18 protein-coding genes and 2 tRNA genes are annotated in these 19203 nt (G+C 42.2%); all 20 read right to left on the bottom strand.

Going from position 1 to position 19203, the window contains the following annotated elements; all coding sequences use genetic code 11:
* Positions 1-69 precede the first annotated feature (69 nt).
* The 20 genes from MKX52_RS00410 to spoVG all read right to left on the bottom strand — a co-directional run bounded on the left by MKX52_RS00410 (position 70) and on the right by spoVG (position 19200).
* Positions 70-1074, bottom strand: coding sequence for a protein kinase family protein (locus tag MKX52_RS00410; RefSeq protein ID WP_342491256.1), 1005 nt, complete (start codon positions 1072-1074; stop codon positions 70-72).
* Entirely contained in the window at positions 1058-1792 is a 735-nt protein-coding gene (locus MKX52_RS00405) for a VWA domain-containing protein (RefSeq protein ID WP_003217969.1), read from the bottom strand. The genes MKX52_RS00410 and MKX52_RS00405 overlap by 17 nt, the downstream gene beginning before the upstream one ends.
* A gap of 76 nt (positions 1793-1868) precedes the next feature.
* The gene (spoIIE, locus tag MKX52_RS00400; RefSeq protein ID WP_342491255.1) at positions 1869-4352 is read right to left on the bottom strand and encodes a stage II sporulation protein E; all 2484 of its coding nucleotides are present in this window, start codon (positions 4350-4352) and stop codon (positions 1869-1871) included.
* Positions 4353-4556: 204 nt separating this feature from the next.
* Positions 4557-4628: transfer RNA gene (locus MKX52_RS00395), tRNA-Glu, on the bottom strand.
* Positions 4629-4654: 26 nt separating this feature from the next.
* Positions 4655-4728: transfer RNA gene (locus tag MKX52_RS00390), tRNA-Met, on the bottom strand.
* A gap of 176 nt (positions 4729-4904) precedes the next feature.
* The gene (locus MKX52_RS00385) at positions 4905-5303 is read right to left on the bottom strand and encodes a S1 domain-containing RNA-binding protein (RefSeq protein WP_003217901.1); all 399 of its coding nucleotides are present in this window, start codon (positions 5301-5303) and stop codon (positions 4905-4907) included.
* Between the two features lie 82 nt (positions 5304-5385).
* Positions 5386-5760: a septum formation initiator family protein gene (locus MKX52_RS00380; RefSeq protein ID WP_088000700.1), complete on the bottom strand. Its 375-nt coding sequence runs from the start codon at positions 5758-5760 to the stop codon at positions 5386-5388.
* A gap of 18 nt (positions 5761-5778) precedes the next feature.
* Positions 5779-6417 carry a spore cortex biosynthesis protein YabQ gene (gene yabQ / locus MKX52_RS00375; RefSeq protein ID WP_012008662.1) on the bottom strand — a complete coding sequence of 213 codons (639 nt, stop codon included), beginning with the start codon at positions 6415-6417 and terminating at the stop codon, positions 5779-5781.
* Entirely contained in the window at positions 6414-6722 is a 309-nt protein-coding gene (gene yabP / locus MKX52_RS00370) for a sporulation protein YabP (protein ID WP_003217974.1), read from the bottom strand. Before yabP ends, yabQ begins: the two co-directional genes overlap by 4 nt.
* Positions 6723-6796: 74 nt before the next feature.
* Positions 6797-7057, bottom strand: a complete 261-nt coding sequence (locus MKX52_RS00365) for an RNA-binding S4 domain-containing protein (RefSeq protein WP_003217975.1) — start codon at positions 7055-7057, stop codon at positions 6797-6799.
* Entirely contained in the window at positions 7054-8538 is a 1485-nt protein-coding gene (gene mazG / locus MKX52_RS00360; protein WP_342491254.1) for a nucleoside triphosphate pyrophosphohydrolase, read from the bottom strand. Before mazG ends, MKX52_RS00365 begins: the two co-directional genes overlap by 4 nt.
* Entirely contained in the window at positions 8528-10132 is a 1605-nt protein-coding gene (locus tag MKX52_RS00355; RefSeq protein ID WP_342491253.1) for a polysaccharide biosynthesis protein, read from the bottom strand. The genes mazG and MKX52_RS00355 overlap by 11 nt, the downstream gene beginning before the upstream one ends.
* 193 nt (positions 10133-10325) lie before the next feature.
* The gene (gene spoVT, locus MKX52_RS00350; protein ID WP_003217990.1) at positions 10326-10862 is read right to left on the bottom strand and encodes a stage V sporulation protein T; all 537 of its coding nucleotides are present in this window, start codon (positions 10860-10862) and stop codon (positions 10326-10328) included.
* Positions 10863-11001: 139 nt separating this feature from the next.
* Entirely contained in the window at positions 11002-14535 is a 3534-nt protein-coding gene (gene mfd / locus MKX52_RS00345) for a transcription-repair coupling factor (RefSeq protein WP_342491252.1), read from the bottom strand.
* A gap of 67 nt (positions 14536-14602) precedes the next feature.
* On the bottom strand, positions 14603-14833 hold the full coding sequence (locus MKX52_RS00340) for an anti-sigma-F factor Fin family protein (RefSeq protein ID WP_003217967.1): 231 nt from the start codon (positions 14831-14833) through the stop codon (positions 14603-14605).
* Positions 14834-14888: 55 nt separating this feature from the next.
* The gene (gene pth, locus MKX52_RS00335; RefSeq protein ID WP_144459889.1) at positions 14889-15455 is read right to left on the bottom strand and encodes an aminoacyl-tRNA hydrolase; all 567 of its coding nucleotides are present in this window, start codon (positions 15453-15455) and stop codon (positions 14889-14891) included.
* 139 nt (positions 15456-15594) lie between these two features.
* Positions 15595-16221, bottom strand: a complete 627-nt coding sequence (locus tag MKX52_RS00330) for a 50S ribosomal protein L25/general stress protein Ctc (protein WP_012008657.1) — start codon at positions 16219-16221, stop codon at positions 15595-15597.
* Positions 16222-16358: 137 nt separating this feature from the next.
* Positions 16359-17312 carry a ribose-phosphate diphosphokinase gene (locus MKX52_RS00325; RefSeq protein WP_003217907.1) on the bottom strand — a complete coding sequence of 318 codons (954 nt, stop codon included), beginning with the start codon at positions 17310-17312 and terminating at the stop codon, positions 16359-16361.
* 22 nt (positions 17313-17334) lie between these two features.
* The gene (gene glmU, locus MKX52_RS00320; RefSeq protein WP_119124314.1) at positions 17335-18705 is read right to left on the bottom strand and encodes a bifunctional UDP-N-acetylglucosamine diphosphorylase/glucosamine-1-phosphate N-acetyltransferase GlmU; all 1371 of its coding nucleotides are present in this window, start codon (positions 18703-18705) and stop codon (positions 17335-17337) included.
* Positions 18706-18903: 198 nt separating this feature from the next.
* Positions 18904-19200: a septation regulator SpoVG gene (gene spoVG / locus MKX52_RS00315; protein WP_008357439.1), complete on the bottom strand. Its 297-nt coding sequence runs from the start codon at positions 19198-19200 to the stop codon at positions 18904-18906.
* Between the last annotated feature and the right edge of the window lie 3 nt (positions 19201-19203).

Raw genomic sequence — 19203 nt, 5'->3', positions numbered from 1 at the left:
TTTAAAGATATACATATCCTATCACTTTCAGTAGCTCCAAGCAAAGATGAAGCCTGCTTTTTTACAGGTCTATAGCAGGAACAAAACGACATATGCACAGTAAAGAGCAAGTACACTGCACACGATAAGAATCGTTTCAAAAAGCCCACCTGATTTTTTGCGTACTTGTGTTCTTTTTGCTGCTACTCTCGATCGTGAAGTCACCTGTTGGTTTTGTTGACCAGCTGGCCTTTGCCCATTTTTTTGCTGTTGCTTCTTTTGACTCGCTTTTCTTGAAGCGATCAGCTGGCCTTCTTTCAGCATCGCACTCTTCATTGCCGCCGCTGATTGATATTTACCTTGTAGAGCAGCCTTTAATACCCTTTCATATCGCTTTAATAAAGGATGACCTTCAATGGCTTTGTAAAGCTGCTTTTCCGGTTCTACTCCTTTTTTGAATTCTTTCTTATACGCACAATTCACCATCACCATGCTTAAGGCAAATAGATCATAGGATGGCTCTGCCTTTCTTGTACCGAATCCCCAATAGCCTCGATCAAAAAACTCTGTATATTCCTTGATTGCTCTGCCTGCTTTTGTCGTTCCCCCTACATCAATGCACCGGATCGCGGCTGGGGGACCTGACACGATGAGATTGTCTGGCTTCAAATCACCAAAGATCCACCCTTCTTGATGTAAATGAGCTAGGTTAGATAAAAGCTGAACCATTAAAACGACGATCCACTCATCACCTTTTTGTTTGACAAAATCAAGCAGTAATGGGCCTCTGACATACTCCATCACATAAAAGGAACGCTTTTGAAGCATGCCGGGATAAATCGCATCATCCATATCATAAAAAGAAGGCCCCATGGTTTTCACAGGAGCCTTAGAAAAGGATTTTAACACATTGACTTCAGATGCAATGAGCATACTGTCATCACTCACTTTAAGGGCTACTTGACCATTTGGCGATTCGGCTAAATAGACAGTACCGTTCGCCCCTTTTCCCAGCTCTTTTACAATGCGGTAATGATGGTGGTGCCATTTCCCTTGAATCACCGTGCCTAACGGAATGTTAGAAACCGAATTCATCATGCTCTTCCTTTGCTTCAAGCAGCCCTTTACGCGAACGAACTGATTTGAAATGCTGGAGTGCTTCTCGAAGCGCTGGTCCAGTTGGGGTGATTCCCCCCGTGGTCAGTTTCGGGAAAATAGATGATAGTGAATCGAATCGAGGCGTCCAATTCAACACAATTTCAGCATCTGAGTTTTTCCCGGGAAATATACACATTCCAAACTGATTTTCACCAATTCTTGAATTTAAACTAATGGAGAGATCAATGAGTGCTTCTTTAACGGTCGGAAGCTTCGGCTTCATACTTGCACTTGTATCAACAAGCACAAGCACTTGAAGATGAACCGTCTCTCCTAACTCATCAACTACTTCCATCACTTCCCCACGCTTATCAGGCGGAAGCTCTTCAATTTCAGTATCCTTGCCAAGTATTTGCTGCAATTCTTTATTCACAACACCTTGCAAGGTTTGTGTCATCGCTTTTTTTGTAACCATTTGTACCGTTTGAGATAACTGCTGGACGTAGACAACTTGATGAATGCCTCCACCTGCGAGAGCAATCCCTTCAACTTCTTTCATTGCTTCATGATCGTGTCTGTTTTCCTCCATAATGCCAATAACATTGACTGTAATCCCTTGTTCCTTTGCCAATGAGGCAATCGCAAGTGGATCTTCCCCGTGATTTGAGCAGCCATCTGTAATCAATAAGATTTGGTTTACGTGACCTTTTCGCATCTTCATTCCTCCTGGGATCGTACTGAATGCTTTATATCCCCATCATCGCCAGAAGAAATTCATATTATACGATATTTCAAGAAATCTCTTGTTTCTCAAGATAGAATGTACCTGTCGGAATGGATGCCCATTTAGGCGTATTGTGATCAAGCCTGATGACAACAACCGTCATATCGTCATCGATTTGACCCGATCTTGTTCGAATGACCTCTTCCATTAATAAATCAGCAATCTCTTGCGGATCTTCTGTTTTAAAGCTTTTCATTTTGCGCTTCACCCAGAGATCATGATTTTCAATATGCTTTGGTCCTTCAAAGATGCCATCGCTCATCATAATCAGCAGATCTCCTGCCTTCATCTGTTCACTCACAACCTCCACTTCAAATTCATCAATAATCCCAATCGGTAAATTACTCGCTTGTACCTTCATCACCTGATCACCCCGTTTAATAAAGCTGGGTGTTGAACCGATCTTAAGGAACTTACAGCTCGCATCCTGTAAATCAATAATGGATAAATCTAATGTTGAATAGATTTCATCTGTCGTTCGTAAAGATAAAATACTATTAATGGTTTTAATCGCTACTTTTTCATTGATACCTGAAGCTAATATTTTTTCTAACAGCTTAATCGTTTCATTGCTTTCAAAGTGAGCCCTTGCTCCATTACCCATCCCATCACTAATAGCTGCAGCATATTTGCCCGCACCCAGCTCCATCATGCTGTAGCTGTCTCCAGACACTAACCCTCCGCCTTTCGCTGCATGCGCTACGCCTGTAGCTACTCGATATGACTTTGCAGAGCCAAATACAACGTGACAATAGCCTGTTGGGTGCTCTGCACACTGCTCTGCCTTGACTAAAATCTGCTCTTCTAAAATATCTGAGAGCATAGGGGCGATGATTTTCTCACATTCCCCATGTCCTTGGCAATATGGGATTCTCATTTCAATATCGACATTCCCCTGCTCCAAGCTATAAATTTCTACTTGTTGAATTTCAATTCCAAAGTGCTGAAGTGCTTCTATCATCTGCTCTTCTTGAATAAAATGCTGTTCTCTTTCCCGTTTTATTTCCCGGGAAAAATCCTCCATCACTTGTGAGACGCCCATCAGCTGTTCAGCTACAAGTCGTCTGCTGTCTTGGACCTTTTTCTTCAAGGTCTGGTTGGCTTTATAGTAAGCGATCTCCTCTTCAATCAATTCCTCAACATGTTTTGATTTTGAGCAGTGCTGGCTAAATTTCTTCTTCAATTTCCGGTTTTGCTCGTAGGTTTTTTCATCAGATTCATGCATAACTTGTTTCATCAGTTCATAGGTTGTATCAAAGTTCTGCACCCAGCATTTATTTTTCTTATAGCACGTTTGACAGGATCGTTCTGTGATCGTACTTAAAAAAAGATCTACATCCTCTTCCTGTTTCTTTTCTTCAGGAATAGATTCGTAAAATGTCGCAAAACTCTCAGACAGCGCATGAAATACATTAGAAAATTGGTCTACCTTTTTTGCTGTCACATCTCGTACTTTCCGGGCGTATTGCTGCTGCTCCTGCACATGCTCTACCGTACCAGGAATATATTTCGCTACCTTAGAGGTTACGGATTGTGGCGTGAGCCAGAAGAGCACAACCGCAATCAACGATTCATATAGCGTAGTCATGAGTCCTGCTGATCCTTCTCCGTACAATGAAATCAGTAAGGAGCCCACAATTAAGCCAATGGCTGCGCCTGCTTTCTTCCCCTCTTTCAGCAATCCCCCTAATAAACCTGAAAAGGCAAGAAGACTCATTTGATAAAGGTTTCCGATGTTAGCGAGACCGAGAATTAATCCAGTCACGACACCAACTGTACAACCAATACTCGCTCCTCCAATAAAGGCAAAGCTCAATACTACATATCGTGACAAAATATGTTCTGCCTGCATTCCTTGAAATGTGATCCCAGCTAGACCTGTTAAAACTGAGGCAATCAAAATCATAAAACAAATAATTTCTTCAACCTTTAAGGAGTGTTTGATTTTCCTGACTGTAAAAATCGGCAGGCTTTGAAGGAAAATCAGTGTCAAAATGAAGGCAAGTCCTGCCTCTACACCCGCCATAACGTAATCGTAGCTTTGCACAGCACCTTGCTCTAGGTAAACAAATGCTCCTCTGGTGATCAGCATTGACAGTACAATGACCACCGGCAATGTTTTCACTGGATCTTTGATGATGAAAGAAACCACCTTGGACATCAGAAGGAAGACGATCAGCGACGCAAACACAAACAATGCATTTTGAGGTGATATCGTCATGGCTCCAGCAAGTAAAGCGAGACAAGCAAGCATGGCCTTGTCTCTTTTGATAAGCAGCATGGACCCAAAGAAAGGCAGAGCAAACGGCATGATTTCAGATAATATGAAGGCTCGTCCTAATAAAAAGCCTAGAACGACATAAATAAACCCTTTATAGAAAAAAAGAGAATGCGTATGATGAAGAAACAGGTTTTTCATCTTCTTTAACCCTGCACTGATTCTTTCAAACCCCGCTCCTGTTAAATCAGTTCTTCTTTCTAGTTTTTCCATCTTTTCATCCCCCACCTGATATTCGTTGCTTGTCATTATAGCGAAGGTGAAAAAGAAATTTTGTCAAAAGAAGTTGTCGTTTCCATAAAACGTTCGACGCTTTATTCGTCAAAGAGGCATACTTTCATGAAAGTCGATGTCTTTCATCAGAATTTTACGAAGACACAAAAAAACAGCTTTCCTAAAGAAAGCTGTTTTCGAAGATGACCCGTACGGGATTCGAACCCGTGTTACCGCCGTGAAAGGGCGGTGTCTTAACCGCTTGACCAACGGGCCTTGCTTTTATGTTCTAATCAAAAGGATAGCGGCGGAGGGGATCGAACCCCCGACCTCACGGGTATGAACCGTACGCTCTAGCCAGCTGAGCTACACCGCCATAATAAAAATGCGCTAAGAAGCACAAGATCTATAATACAAAGGAATCGCTTGTCCGTCAATAGGAAGTTTTAAATTAAATGGCGAAATCTCAAAAAATGTCGGATGAATTAAGAAAAAAACACCTGCGGACAGCAGGTGCTTTGTTGTGAAAGATATATAGAAAGCAGCAACAAGTTAACCTCTTCTTGCTCCGCGTCCCCCACGTTTTGATTCCGTGTTACGTTTTAAAGATGTTAAGCGGTCTTCACTATCTTTTAAGAATTTGTTCATTTTTTGCTCAAACGATTCCTTCGGACGGAAATCATTTCTGCTTGGTCTTGATTGTTGTTGTTGAGGACGATCTTTTGCTTTTTTAATGGACAAGCCGATTTTACCGTCTTTTTCAACGTTAATCACTTTCACTTCAACTTGTTCACCGACTTTTAAATGCTCATTAATATCTTTTACATAGTTATCGGCTACCTCACTGATATGAACGAGACCAGTTGAACCGCCTGGCAACTCCACAAAAGCTCCAAAATTTGTAATGCCCGTAACTTTCCCTTGTAACTTGCTGCCAACTTCAATCGACATAAAAAAAGTGCTCCTCCTTAGACTTATAAAAAAATCTCATTTGTTCAATTATACATAAACTGAATTTTAAGTGTCAACAAGGCTAATCGCTCTTATTGCCCACATCAAAGATTTTTTCGCCTTTTTTGGACATATAATAGTCCCGTCGTGCCAGTTCGAGTACGTATTCTTTGCTTTTCAGCTTTTTAATTTCATCAGAAATATCTTCCTGCTTTGTTTGTAATTGCTTCAATTCTTTTTCAAGCGCAACCTTCTTCTCTTCTTTTTCCTTTAATGAGGACGATTGCGACCAGAGGGCACTTGTCACCAAGACAACAAACATGAGCGCAATCACACCAAACACGGTAAGCCTTCTAAGGAGTCCACGGCGTTTGCGTTTTAAGCGCTGTGCTTGCTGTTCCATTTGTTTTTGGTAATCATTTTGAATTTGTGCGATATTTCTTTTTCTCTTGTTCAAGGTTGAAGGCCTCCTCTCTTACTTTGTCCAGAATTGTTTCCATTTCGTTTTGATGGTACCAGATAATTTCTTGGTCCCTTGTAAAATTCCTGCTCCTTTAGAGAAAAACAATCTCATTGATGTTCGCCATTTTTCGGGAATCCGATGAATAATGGTCACATTGAGTAACCAGATGAGCGGATAACAGACAATGGACAGCACCTTCCACACGAGCCGAAACGTAAAATGAACAAGACGTAAGAGCAAGTGGAGCAAGAACATAATTGCACTTATGATGAAGGTAATCAGCCAGCGAATTGGCTGGAAGACGATGGACATGACCAGCCGTTTCAGAATGAGAGCGGCCTGATACACACACATCACCAGAAACTTGAGAATGTTCATATACAGCTGTTTCATCAATGCCTGATACATCGAGAAACCTAGTGCAACGGCTAGAAAGATATAAACCCTGAATTCTCCTTCATTTGTCAGCAGCAGAACATAAAAGAATAAGAGACCCTGTACGAGCCAAAAAAGGAGATCGTGTATGATCAAAAGCCATTTTGCTGTCTTTTCCCGATTCACAAACAGCTTGTACGTATCAAGCGATGCGCCCAGCCAGATGCCCATCGCTACCATCGAAAGCATCGTATAAAACTGGACTGTCAGCGTCATTTAAACAGCTTGCTAAAAAATCCTTTAGCTTTCTCCCCGTGCTGCTCATCTACATAAATTAAGTCAAAGACACGTCCTTTAATCGACACAACGCCTTTTTCGACATCTAGGTTTTTCATTTGCAGATTTTCTCCACGAATCGCGAGAATCCCCATGACCGTCTCAAGCAGAAATTCTTCATTATCAAAGCTTTCCACCTGTTTGACACCGGTAATATCTAAATGCTTTCTGTTTCGCATTGTGATATTGTGTTCTGCTTCTGATGACAGCTTCGTGCCTTGAGGTTGATTATAATATTGATTCATTTATACATCCCCCATATCTCATACTTGCATTGTTACTGCATTGTATGTGACAGGAGGATCATTTAGAACAAGCCCTATTCTGCTGTTTTTTCTTCTTTTAGCACAGTATACATGCCAGCAGCTTCTTCTTTTTTCGTTGTGTCCTTTAACTCGTTGACTTGCACCGTCACGAGCTTTTGACCAAAACGGATTTTAAGCTCGTCTCCTTCTTTCACGTCAGAGCTGGCTTTCGCCTGTGTGCCGTTAATAGAAATTCTGCCTTGATCAGCGACTTCTTTTGCCAATGTTCTTCTTTTAATTAAACGGGACACTTTTAAAAATTTATCTAATCTCATGTATGCTCACCTCTTTCTATACGTTTGGCATCGTTCCATAGATCGTCCATTTCCTCTAGTGTTAATTCTTCTAATGAACGTCCCATGTCCTTTGCTTTTTGTTCAATATGCTGAAAGCGTCGCATGAATTTTGTGTTGGCGGAAGCGAGCGCCGTTTCAGGCTCTAGCTGATAGAACCTTCCAATGTTGACGAGAACAAACAAAAGATCTCCAAATTCATCTTTCATCTGCTTCGTTGCACTTTCGTCCGGCTTCTCTGCCACTTCAACGAGAAATTCCTGCTTTTCTTCTTCGTATTTGTTCCAAATATCGTTCACATCTGTCCAATCAAAGCCTACTTTGGCGGCTTTCTTTTGGAGCTTATATGCCTTCGTTAATGCTGGAAGCGTCGCAGGGATGGATTGCAACATAGAGGCTGCCCGCTCCGGCTTCTCCAACTGCTTGATTTTTTCCCAGTTGACGACCACGTCTTCTGCTTCAGACACATTTGTGTCACCAAACACATGGGGATGTCTACGAATCATTTTCTCTGTGACATGCTGGATGACATCATCAATGGAGAAAAAGCCATCATCTTCACCGATTTGAGCATGAAGTAACACCTGTAGCATCACATCTCCGAGCTCCTCCACCATATGGTCTGGATCATCTTCATCTATCGCTTCAAGCAGTTCATAGCATTCTTCAATTAAATAGGGTTTAAGTGACTCATTGGTTTGTTTTTGATCCCATGGACAGCCGCCCGGACCTCTTAATGTACGGATGACGTCACGGAAGGTGTCAAATTGTTTGTAAAGCAGCTTTTCATCTTGAATCGGAGGTACATAAACACTCGTTAAGTTATTTATCGACACATCTCGATCAAGTTCAAATAAAGGAACGGCAGTAATCTGTTCCAGGCTGCTTCCAGCCGCAGTCACTATATAGACTTCATAATCATCAGGAAGCTTTTCCATCAGCGTGAGTTTCACATTCGAAGCAGTGATCTGATCATATACCTGACAAATGAGGACATGCTGGGTCAATTTGAGATCGTCCGCTCTCATATCTCCTGCATCAACGAATTGCAATCCCTCGATTGGGTCGATCTGCAAGGAATTAAACGTCGCATCCAAAAAGCTTTGTCCACCAGCAACAGAGACTTCAATCCCGCGCTCTTGCTGCTGAGAAACTAATAGCTGAACAGTCTTTTCTGCGACAAATGGATGACCTGGTACTGCGTACACAATCTCCTTTTCCGCTGCCTCTTTAAATAAAATTTCTGTGATTTCCTGATAGACCGAATCAAACTGATCGTGCTTTTCATAAATCTCATCAAAAAAGGTCAGTGACGGGACCTCCTGCATCAACTCTGCGGTAAGCGGGTGGTCCTGCGTTCTCATAAATACTTCTTTCGCCTGCTTCAGCTGCTTGTATACACCGAGCGTCAGCTGATCCATGTCGCCTGCCCCAAGACCGACGACGGTAATCTTACCTGCCATTTTGATTCCCTCTCATCTGTTTAAAATATAAAATCTTTTCTCCTAATGGAATGAGTCTCCATTCCTCGTCCGTAAATACTTCTAGCTTAAGAATACTATATAAAAAGGCGAAACCACCAATAAAAACTGACGTCAGGCTCTCTAAAACGGAAAAAGGACGTTTTTCAAAGGGAATGGCCCAAGAAAACAGTGCCTGATACCCTATTAAGACGATGGCCATGAAAGCGGCCGATAAAAGAATTCTCACTGGGAACAGCTCTCTCAACGAAATCCATCCTTTGTGCCTCAAATAAAAGGCATTGAGCAGAGCAGCAGCGAGGAAGCCGCACACAGTTGACCATGCCGCACCGTAGATGCCTAATAGCGGCACAAGTGCAAGCGTGAGTATCCATTTCACCAGTACACTGAGAAGCACCACAACAGCCGGATACACAGTATGCCCGAGACCTTGAAGTAAAGCTGCTTGCGTAATCGCAATCGAAGTAAATGCGATGGAAATACAGAATATTTGCAGCGCATCGGTACCTAAATCATTACGAAAAAGCATGATGTTGACTGACGAAAGAATACAAATCAGCCCAACTGCTGAACCAATCCCTAAAACCGATGTAGTCTTAAACGATGTCCGTACTTTTTGCCTGATCGCTTCATGCTCTCCATTCCTCATGGCAGCAGATAAAAATGGCACAAGAGAGGTTCCAATGCTAATGGCAAACACCGTCCCTAGCTGTAAAAACGGCTGTCCTCGGTCATATACACCTTTTGCCGCCTTTGCCGCGGCTTCACTCAGACCCTCACTGCGTAGCAACGCATACAGATGAAAGGCATCAATCATTTGCATCCATAAAATGAGCAGTCCGCTGACACAAATCGTGAATGTATATAGCACCAAACTCTTCAAAACATCCTTTTTCCGGAGTGTCGCCTGCTTGACTATCATAGGTGCAGAAGACTGTTTTCGGTAAGTCAGACAAAGAAAAAGAAGCAGGATAAGCGAGGCCGCACTTCCGGCTATGGAGGAGAAGACCGCGCCCGCTCCTGTTTCATAAAGCGAATAGCCGTGCCTGACGAAATAAAAGGATAAAACAAGCAAGACGCCTACCCTAATAAGCTGCTCCACCAATTGAGAAACAGCCGTTGGAAGCATCATACCGTCACTCTGAAAAACGCCTCTCAGCATCACGGTAAGCGGCAGGAATAAAAATACGAAGGCACTCATTTGGATGAGCAGAATTAATTGACTGTCCGCCATAAGGCTCGCAATTCTACCTGCTCCTATGTAAAGACAAAGAAACAAGACCAGGCTCAGTAAAGTGATATAGACCAAGGATACCCTTGTAATGATCCGTCGATTCTCTTCCCCATGTTCACTCAAAAGCTTGGACACCATGACAGGAAACCCTGTGGTGCCGAGCATGATCGCAATACCAAGGAAGGGGTACACTTGCTGATAAATATAAAATCCAGTGTCTCCTACGATGTTCTGGAACGGAACACGATAAACGGCACTTAGTACCTTTGATAACAACCCTGCGATGGTCAAAATCACCGCACCTTGGAAAAGCCAATGCGGCTGATTTACAGCATTTTTCATGGATGGCTCCTTTAAAAATAGATCTACAGTTAAACGCACTCATTATATCATACGTCAATGAAAAGCCGTTTCTTTCTAAGGAGTAGACGACACATTCCCCGTTTTGTTTCATCCCATATAAAAAACGCCGACAAAATCAAATGATTTCATCGGCATTCTTTCGTTTTATCAAAATGATATAGAATTATTAGACCTAATGTTCCATTTGACGGGCTAAGAAGCCAGCTGCCGTTTCTGCTGCTTTATGCTCCACTTCCCCCATTGAACGCTCTTTAGAAAATAAGACGACGGCGCCAATCGGATCTCCGTTTGCAACAATAGGTGCAATGGTATAAGCAGATACGTCATCATCAATACCATCGACAAGTTGAATTTCTTTTTTGCTTTCTTCTAAAACAGAATTACGCTGGTCCATTGTTCGTTCAAGTAAATCACTGATGGATTTGTTTAAGTACTCTTTTTTCGAACTGCCGGATACAGCAATATACGTATCTCGATCACAAATCAGGATGGAATGACCCAAACTGTCGAATAATGCATCAGCATATTCCTTTGCAAAGTCTCCTAGCTCACTAATCGGCGAATACTTCTTCAAAATTACTTCTCCATCGCGGTCGACGAAAATCTCAAGCGGATCTCCTTCCCGGATGCGCAATGTTCTGCGAATCTCCTTCGGAATAACCACTCTACCTAGATCATCGATGCGGCGTACAATTCCAGTTGCTTTCATTCACTGCTGCCTCTCTTTCGTTTGATGATGTGTTGGGTGAATGGAGCAAAAGCGTCCACTTTATGCAACATTCACCACTTGACCCTGAGATTAGTATCCGTCACATCAAACGTAATATACACGAGAGACAAACAAATTTTTATGAAGATGGAATGGTTTCTTTTTTCACATCTTGAAGGCCTCGAAGCATATTCAGAACGATTTCAAGCCATTCCTCCGTCTTCTTGCCTTTCGTCTGGACAGAAATAATTAGCTTGCTGCCTTCCATTCCTAAGCCAATATCACGACCATATTTACTGCCGAGCGCAAATAATTTTTGACCGTCGATTTCACCGCTTGCTTGCTCTTCAAGGGTGAGTCTGACAATGCCTTTCTCCATCTTGATTAATTCAACACGTTCCTGCACTGCGTATACTTTCATTGTCGCAATCGTGAACAAATCCGCCACTTCTTGCGGATATTCACCGAATCGATCGATCATTTCATCTTGAAGCTCTTTTCGCTCTTCAATGGATCCAATCGCTCTGAATTGTTTATACATCTCAATCTTCTGCTTGCCATCCGAAATGTAAGTGTCTGGGATATAGGCATCGATTTGCAGATCGATTTCCGGTTCGAATTTATCTTGAGCCGTCGTATCGCCTCTTCTTTCTTCAATGGCTTCTTTCAGCATTTGAGAATAGAGATCGAATCCAACAGAATCAATGAATCCATGCTGCTGTGCACCAAGTAAATTGCCTGCTCCTCGAATTGTTAAATCTCGCATCGCAATTTTAAATCCTGATCCGAGCTCTGTGAATTCTTTAATGGCTTGAAGTCTCTTCTCTGCTACTTCAGACAAAACTTTATCTTTTCGATACGTGAAATAAGCATATGCGACACGATTTGAGCGTCCTACTCGTCCTCTTAGCTGGTACAGCTGAGAAAGCCCCATTTTATCCGCATCATGGACGATGAGCGTGTTCACATTCGGAATATCGACTCCCGTTTCAATGATGGTGGTACTGACCAATACATCTGATTCACCTTCAAGGAAATTGATCATCACTGATTCCAGTTCGTTCTCACTCATTTTCCCATGTGCATAGCTGACTTTCGCATCTGGGACTAGCATAGAGATTTCATCTGCTTTACGTTCAATATCCTCGACACGGTTGTACAGGAAGTACACTTGACCACCACGTGCTAGTTCTCGCTCAATCGCTTCTCTAACTAAAGCGCCATTGTACTCGACCACATAGGTTTGAACAGGGAAACGGTTTTCAGGCGGTGTTTCAATAACCGATAAATCCCGTACGCCAAGCATAGACATATGCAGCGTACGCGGAATTGGCGTAGCCGTTAATGTCAGAACATCAATATTGGCTTTCATCTGTTTAATTTTCTCTTTATGCGTGACACCAAAACGCTGCTCTTCATCAATAATCAACAGACCTAAGTCTTTATAAACAATATCTTTCGAAAGCAAACGATGTGTACCGATCACCATATCTATCGTTCCATTTTTCAACCCTTTTAACGTTTCAGTTGTTTCTTTTCTCGTACGGAAACGGCTCAGCTGAGCGATTTTAACAGGATAGTCTTGGAATCGGTCCATAATCGTGTCAAAATGCTGCTGCGCTAAGATGGTTGTCGGCACAAGCAGTGCAACCTGCTTCCCGTCAGCAATTGCTTTGAAGGCGGCTCGAATCGCTACTTCTGTTTTTCCGTATCCCACATCTCCACAAAGCAGGCGGTCCATAGGACGTTCCCGCTCCATATCTTGTTTGATTTCATGAATCGAACGGATCTGATCATCTGTTTCCTGATAAGGGAACGCTGATTCAAACTGGCGCTGCATCTCATGATCAGGCGAGAAGGCATACCCTTTGCTTGCCTCACGTTCTGCGTACAGCTTAATGAGATCATCTGCGATGTCCTGTACAGAGGACTCCACTTTTTTCTTCACACGTTTCCAATCGCTGCCGCCTAGTTTGTACAGCTTTGGTTCTTTACCTTCTGATCCAACATATTTCTGCACCTGATCAATTTGTTCAACCGGTACATAAAGCTTGTCGCTTCCTTGATAATGAATATTTAAATAATCTTTATGAATGCCGCCGATTTCAAGCGTTTCAATTCCTAAATACTTACCAATCCCGTGGTTAATATGCACCACATAATCGCCGACTTGAAGCTCTGAATAGCTCTTAATTCGCTCTGCATTGGTCAGCTTTTGCTTACGTGCCTGCTTCTTCACACGCTTTTTGAATAGCTCGCCTTCTGTGATCACGGCAATTTTCGATAACGGTAGTTCAAAGCCTGTTTGCAGCTCACCTTGTAAAATATACACCTGTCCGCTTACAAGCTCTGCGTCCGGCTTAGCAAGAGCGGCTTCAATGTCATAATCATGTAAGACAGAAGACAGTTTGTCTGTCCGTTCTTCATCCGCACCTAAGAAAACAACTGTGTATTGTTGTTTTTTGTAGCGTTCTATTTCACTTGCAAGCACATTCATCTGCCCGTGGAAATTCTGCATTTGCTTACTAGAGACATTGACGATATTTTGCGGATTTGTCTGCTGGACATGTCTCAGGAACAAGGAGTAGTACAGAATTGACCGGGATTGTCGATTGATCAGTTGTTGGAACGGGAAAGAAAGGGTTAAATCATGAAGGATATTGCCTTCTTCAAGCAGGCTAATGGTCCAATCCGCTTCTTCCTGCTCAAGTTGTTCTTCCATCTCCTGAATTCTGCTTATTTCATCTAAAATAATAATCGTATCCTGTGAAGTGTAATCTAGCAAACTAGCAGGTTTTTCATAGAAATAGGACAGGTACTTCGTCATTTCCTGTGTCACGATACCTTCTAGCAGCTTCTCTCGATCAGCAGTAATATGTTGATGCAGCAATTCTTTTTGCTGGTCCGAGTTGAATTTCTTTAAGCTATTCGCAAGTCCTTGATCAAGCTGTTCAATGGCTCTCACTCGTTCAGGGCCTCTGACAATAAGCTCTTTTGCGGGACCGATTTTAATTTCTTGAAGTGTTTCTAATGAACGCTGTGTATCCGAATGGAACGTTCGAATTGAGTCTACTTCTGTATCAAACAGCTCAATACGGATCGGATGATCTTCCGTTAACGAATAAATATCAATGATTCCTCCGCGCACACTAAAATCTCCGGGCGCAGCAACCATCGACGTCCGGTCATAACCGATTTGCACAAGCTGTTTTGAAAACGCCTCCAAATCAATTTCTTCACCAAGCTTTAAATGGATCTGACTCTCCTTCCAGAGCTCAACTGGCGGAAGCATTCTGCGCACCGCAGCAGCCGGGGTGACGATAATGGGGTTCTCTCCATTCGCCAGCCGGTTCAGCACATCTAGACGCTGTGCTCTGAGCTCAGGACTCGCCACGGCAATTTCTGAAGCAATAAGTTCATTCACAGGATAAAGAAGGACCGAGCGATCTGACATCACACTGGCAAGATCATCTGTTACCTTCTGCGCTTGATACAAGTTGTGAGTCACAATAAACATCGGCCGCTTAAGTTCGTCTGATATAGCGGCTGTAAATAAAGATCTGACGGAGCCTGATAGTCCGGCGAGCAGTTGTTCTTTTAAACCTTCCTTTAGCCCATTAAAAATGGACTGAAAATCATCACTTTGTTTGATAAATGATTGTATATTTTTCATTTGGCTCCTCCTCCCTGCTTGTTTAAAACAGAAAAACGCTTTGGTCTATTATCTACACCAAAGCTTTTTATTGAATAAAGGTATGATACTGATGGTAATCAGGATTTCTTTCGAGCGCCTCTTGGCAATCTTCACAAATGGTTTGTACATGTAAATCACCATTTTCCCTATAAGAAATCATATCGTTTCTTTCCTCATTTGTTAAGTGATGAAATCCGAGTGCTTCACTTTGAACAGCAGATTCATCTAGACTGCCAACCTTTACACCACAGTGCCGGCAGTAATAATGCAAAGCCATACGTGATCCTCCCATGCTGAGATTTTATGATCAGTATGTGCTTTGCTTATCATTCTTATACCTTTTTGTTAAAATCATTCATCACTTCTAAAAATGGCTTTGTTAAAGCCGCCTCACAAGCTTCGACAGACGCCTGAATGGCAGATTCGATATCTGGCTGCTCCTCTTCAGAAAAGCGTCCTAGAACGTAATCGACGACCTTCATGCCATTTTGAGGACGTCCAATACCGATACGGAATCGGTCAAACTCAGGTGACCCTAAATGCTGAATCAACGATTTGATTCCATTATGCCCGCCTGCACTTCCTTTTGTACGCAAACGAATTCGGCCAGTTGGCAAATCAAGATCATCATAGATGACTTTCAAATGTTCAAGGGGAATATCATAGTAATCCATTAGTGGACGCACGCATTCTCCTGATAAGTTCATATATGTAAGCGGCTTTACAAGTAGAACCTTTTGCCCTGAAACAAACCCCGTTCCAAATTGTCCATGGAACTTTGATTGATTTAAAGGGATGTCCCATTTTTTCGATAATTCATCTATTGTCATAAACCCGACATTATGTCTTGTTTTTTCATATTCTTTTCCTGGATTACCTAATCCAACAAACGCAATCATGAAACCAAAAACCTCCTTTGTCACAAAGCACACGCCTAAAAAATGAGCCAATAGGATTGCCTCATGTAAAACGTATGAATTCTTTTCATTCTAGCACAAAAGACGCAACCGCGGGAGGGTTACGTCTCTAAATGACCAGTTATTCTCCATCGTTATCCTTTTCTTTAATAGCCTCAGGTTCTTTTGGTTCCTCTTCGCTATCCGGTTCAGGAACCTCTGATTGCTGAGGTGGTAAAATGGATGCCACGACTTCTTCTGGATCGTTATTCACTTGATATGATGACTGAACAGGCAAATCAGCGACTGTTAGGACATCATTCACTTCTAAGTTTGTAATATCTGCTTCTATATGCTGTGGGATATCTTTTGGTTTCGCTGTAATGGATAGTTCAAATAGTGGCTGCTGAAGCACACCGCCATCTTTAACTCCTTTAGATTCGCCAATCAACTGAACAGGTACATCCGCTTCAATTTCACGCTGCAAATCGACCACTTGGAAGTCTGCATGGACAAGCTCATTTTTCAGCGGGTCTGTTTGTAATTCTGTGACCATCACGGATTTTGTTTCACCGTTTACGTCCAATGTGATGATTGTATTCTTCCCTTCATCACGTAAGGTCTTTAATAAATCGATGCTGTCTAGTGAAACAGCCAGATTGTCTGTATTTTTTCCGTATATGACACCAGGAACGTGTCCTGAATGACGGATTTTTTGCAGTGTGGAACGTTTGAAATCAGTTCTTTTATTTGCTTTTAAAGTTGCCATATTCAGCACCATCCTATTTCTTTTTTGTCACTACTCTCATAATTACCCATAACCGAATCATTTTAAACCTATTTACCGTGAATGATGATAGCAAAAAGACCCCAAGCGGATGCTTAAGGCCTTTTTTAATCAGAAAATTAGCTGAAAAGGTAGCTCACAGATTCTTCTTCATGTACACGGATGATGGCTTCTGCAAGCAAAGGCCCAACTGAAAGCGGAATGAATTTCCCAACTTTCTTGTCATCTGTTAAGTGAATACTGTTTGTCACAACTAATTCTTTAATTTTAGAGTTTGTGATACGTTCTACTGCTGGTCCAGACAATACTGGGTGAGTACAGCAAGCATAGACTTCAGCTGCTCCATTTTCCACAAGTGCATTTGCAGCAAGTGTAATAGTACCAGCTGTATCAATAATATCATCGATGAGAATCGCCGTTTTGCCTTCAATGTTACCAATGATGTTCATGACTTCAGCAACGTTTGGCTTTGGACGACGTTTGTCGATAATGGCGATTGGTGCTTTCAGGCGATCTGCCATTTTACGCGCACGTGTCACACCACCGTGGTCAGGAGACACAACGACGATATCATTCAAGTTTTTCTGTTCGAAATAGTTTGTTAAGATTGGCACAGCCATTAAGTTATCGATTGGAATATCAAAGAAACCTTGGATTTGCGGCGCATGAAGATCAAGTGCAATGACACGTGTAGCACCAGCTGTTTCAAGTAAGTTCGCAAAAAGCTTCGCAGTGATTGGCTCACGAGGTTTTGCCTTACGATCTTGACGTGCATATCCGTAATAAGGGATCACAATATTGACCGTTTTCGCAGAAGCGCGTTTTAGTGCATCTACCATAATAAGCAGCTCCATAATGTGCTCATTCACTGGCGCACTAGTGGATTGAATGACATAACAATCACACCCGCGGATACTTTCTTCAATATTGATTTGGACTTCACCGTCACTAAAGCGTTTAACAGAGCTCTTTCCTACATCAACTCCGATACGATCGGCAATTTCTTTAGCAAGTTCAGGGTTTGAATTCAAAGAGAAGATCTTTAAATTCGCATCAGCATAACGATTAGACATGGTAAACCTCCGGGTATTTGGATTATTTTTTATGAATATTTTTCACATAATCTTCTTTATTGACTTGTCTTGCTCTAGCAATAGACAATGCATCCTGCGGTACATCTTCTGTAACCGTTGAACCAGCTGCAACATATGCCCCTTTTCCGACAGTGACTGGTGCCACGAGATTTGAATTACAGCCAATAAATGCGCCATCTTCAATCTTCGTTAAGAATTTGTTCTTCCCATCATAATTGACTGTAATCGATCCACAACCAAGGTTTACATCAGTTCCGACCTCTGCATCTCCAATATAGCTTAGATGAGATGCTTTGCTGCGGTCTCCGAAAACCGTTTTCTTGATTTCGACAAAATTCCCGATTTTCACTTCATCGCCAATTTTCGACAACGGGCGAATATGAGCAAACGGCCCAATTGTCACATCGACTCCAACCTCACTATCGCAGACGACAGATTGCTTAATCACTGTGCGGTCTCCGATGATGCTGTCAACAATTTCAGTGTTTGGCCCAATAATAGCGTCTGCACCGATTTTCACATTCCCTTTGATGACCGTCCCAGGATAAATCATTGTATCTTCACCAATAACTGCATCAGGTGAAATATACGTGTTCTCAGGATCAATCAAGGTCACACCATTTTTCATATGCTGATGATTAATACGTCGCTTCATGAATTGCTCTGCTTGTGATAGAGCGATACGATCATTGACTCCAAGTGTTTCCTCAAATTGCGGAGTTTGATACGCTGCAACTGTTTGCCCTTCATTCTTTAAAATTTCAATGACGTCTGGCAAATAGTATTCACCTTGAGCATTTTCATTCGATACTTGCTCAATCACACGGAAGAGATCTTCATTTGAAAAGCAATAGGTCCCTGTATTAATTTCATTCACTTGACGTTCTGCATCATTCGCATCTTTATGCTCCACAATTTTCACAACAGCACCGGTTTCATCACGAATAATACGACCATAACCTGTTGGGTCTTCCGCACGTGCTGTTAAAATAGTGACTTTCGCTTGATGTTTTTGATGCTCGCTCAACATAGCTTCCATTGTTTCCGCTGTCAATAATGGTGTATCACCACAAATGACAATGGTTGTTCCCTTTTCCTGCGCAAGGAACGACTTTGCTTGTTTGACGGCATGTGCTGTTCCCAGCTGTTCTTCTTGAAGTGCATACTCACTTCTGTCTCCAAGCTGCTCTTTGACGTCCTCTGCTCCATGACCGACAATCGTCACTAGCTTGGCTAAAGAAAGCTTTAACGCTTCGTCTGCCACATGCTCGACCATTGGTTTTCCGCAAACTGGATGAAGTACTTTGTATAGCTTTGACTTCATTCTCGTTCCTTTTCCCGCTGCTAAAATCACTGCGAACCGCTTATCCATTGATTGGCCTCCAATATCCCTATTATCCATAGAAAAATATATCCTAAATAAGGACTGATTTCAAGGATACAAGAGGAAGTGCATTAATTTTCTAATGAATGGGAGACATAAGGAACAAGAGAAAAAACGCAAAAAAGACAGCATTTAAAAGAAAACATTCATTTTCTCTTAAAGCTGTCTTTTTAGGTTCACATATCTTTAAGAAGCTCCAGCTTCTTCATATTCAATTGTCTCTTCCTCTTCACCTAAGCGATGATACTCATTTAAAACAGCATCTTGAATTTTACCTCGAGTGCTTGAATTAATTGGATGTGCAATGTCGCGAAACTCTCCATCAGGCGTGCGTTTGCTAGGCATTGCAACAAACAAGCCATTGTTTCCATCAATCACACGAATATCATGAACAACAAATTCGTGGTCCAGCGTGATGGATGCAATCGCCCTCATGCGACCATCGGTATTCACGCGGCGTAATCTTACGTCAGTAACTTCCACAGT

The organism is Bacillus sp. FSL R5-0422, from assembly GCF_038610765.1.
In the GTDB taxonomy this organism is placed as follows: domain Bacteria; phylum Bacillota; class Bacilli; order Bacillales; family Bacillaceae; genus Bacillus; species Bacillus pumilus_O.
The sequence above is the reverse complement of the archived record's forward strand: the minus strand, read 5'-3'. Positions and strand labels throughout refer to the sequence as shown.

Excerpts from the sequence above, each read along its gene's own strand:
- MKX52_RS00410 (WP_342491256.1), bottom strand. The coding sequence starts at position 1,074 with ATGAATTCGGTTTCTAACATTCCGTTAGGCACGGTGATTCAAGGGAAA.
- MKX52_RS00405 (WP_003217969.1), bottom strand. The coding sequence starts at position 1,792 with ATGCGAAAAGGTCACGTAAACCAAATCTTATTGATTACAGATGGCTGC.
- spoIIE (WP_342491255.1), bottom strand. The coding sequence starts at position 4,352 with ATGGAAAAACTAGAAAGAAGAACTGATTTAACAGGAGCGGGGTTTGAA.
- MKX52_RS00385 (WP_003217901.1), bottom strand. The coding sequence starts at position 5,303 with ATGTCGATTGAAGTTGGCAGCAAGTTACAAGGGAAAGTTACGGGCATT.
- yabQ (WP_012008662.1), bottom strand. The coding sequence starts at position 6,417 with ATGACGCTGACAGTCCAGTTTTATACGATGCTTTCGATGGTAGCGATG.
- yabP (WP_003217974.1), bottom strand. The coding sequence starts at position 6,722 with ATGAATCAATATTATAATCAACCTCAAGGCACGAAGCTGTCATCAGAA.
- MKX52_RS00365 (WP_003217975.1), bottom strand. The coding sequence starts at position 7,057 with ATGAGATTAGATAAATTTTTAAAAGTGTCCCGTTTAATTAAAAGAAGA.
- mazG (WP_342491254.1), bottom strand. The coding sequence starts at position 8,538 with ATGGCAGGTAAGATTACCGTCGTCGGTCTTGGGGCAGGCGACATGGAT.
- MKX52_RS00355 (WP_342491253.1), bottom strand. The coding sequence starts at position 10,132 with ATGAAAAATGCTGTAAATCAGCCGCATTGGCTTTTCCAAGGTGCGGTG.
- spoVT (WP_003217990.1), bottom strand. The coding sequence starts at position 10,862 with ATGAAAGCAACTGGAATTGTACGCCGCATCGATGATCTAGGTAGAGTG.
- mfd (WP_342491252.1), bottom strand. The coding sequence starts at position 14,535 with ATGAAAAATATACAATCATTTATCAAACAAAGTGATGATTTTCAGTCC.
- MKX52_RS00340 (WP_003217967.1), bottom strand. The coding sequence starts at position 14,833 with ATGGCTTTGCATTATTACTGCCGGCACTGTGGTGTAAAGGTTGGCAGT.
- pth (WP_144459889.1), bottom strand. The coding sequence starts at position 15,455 with ATGATTGCGTTTGTTGGATTAGGTAATCCAGGAAAAGAATATGAAAAA.
- MKX52_RS00330 (WP_012008657.1), bottom strand. The coding sequence starts at position 16,221 with ATGGCAACTTTAAAAGCAAATAAAAGAACTGATTTCAAACGTTCCACA.
- MKX52_RS00325 (WP_003217907.1), bottom strand. The coding sequence starts at position 17,312 with ATGTCTAATCGTTATGCTGATGCGAATTTAAAGATCTTCTCTTTGAAT.
- glmU (WP_119124314.1), bottom strand. The coding sequence starts at position 18,705 with ATGGATAAGCGGTTCGCAGTGATTTTAGCAGCGGGAAAAGGAACGAGA.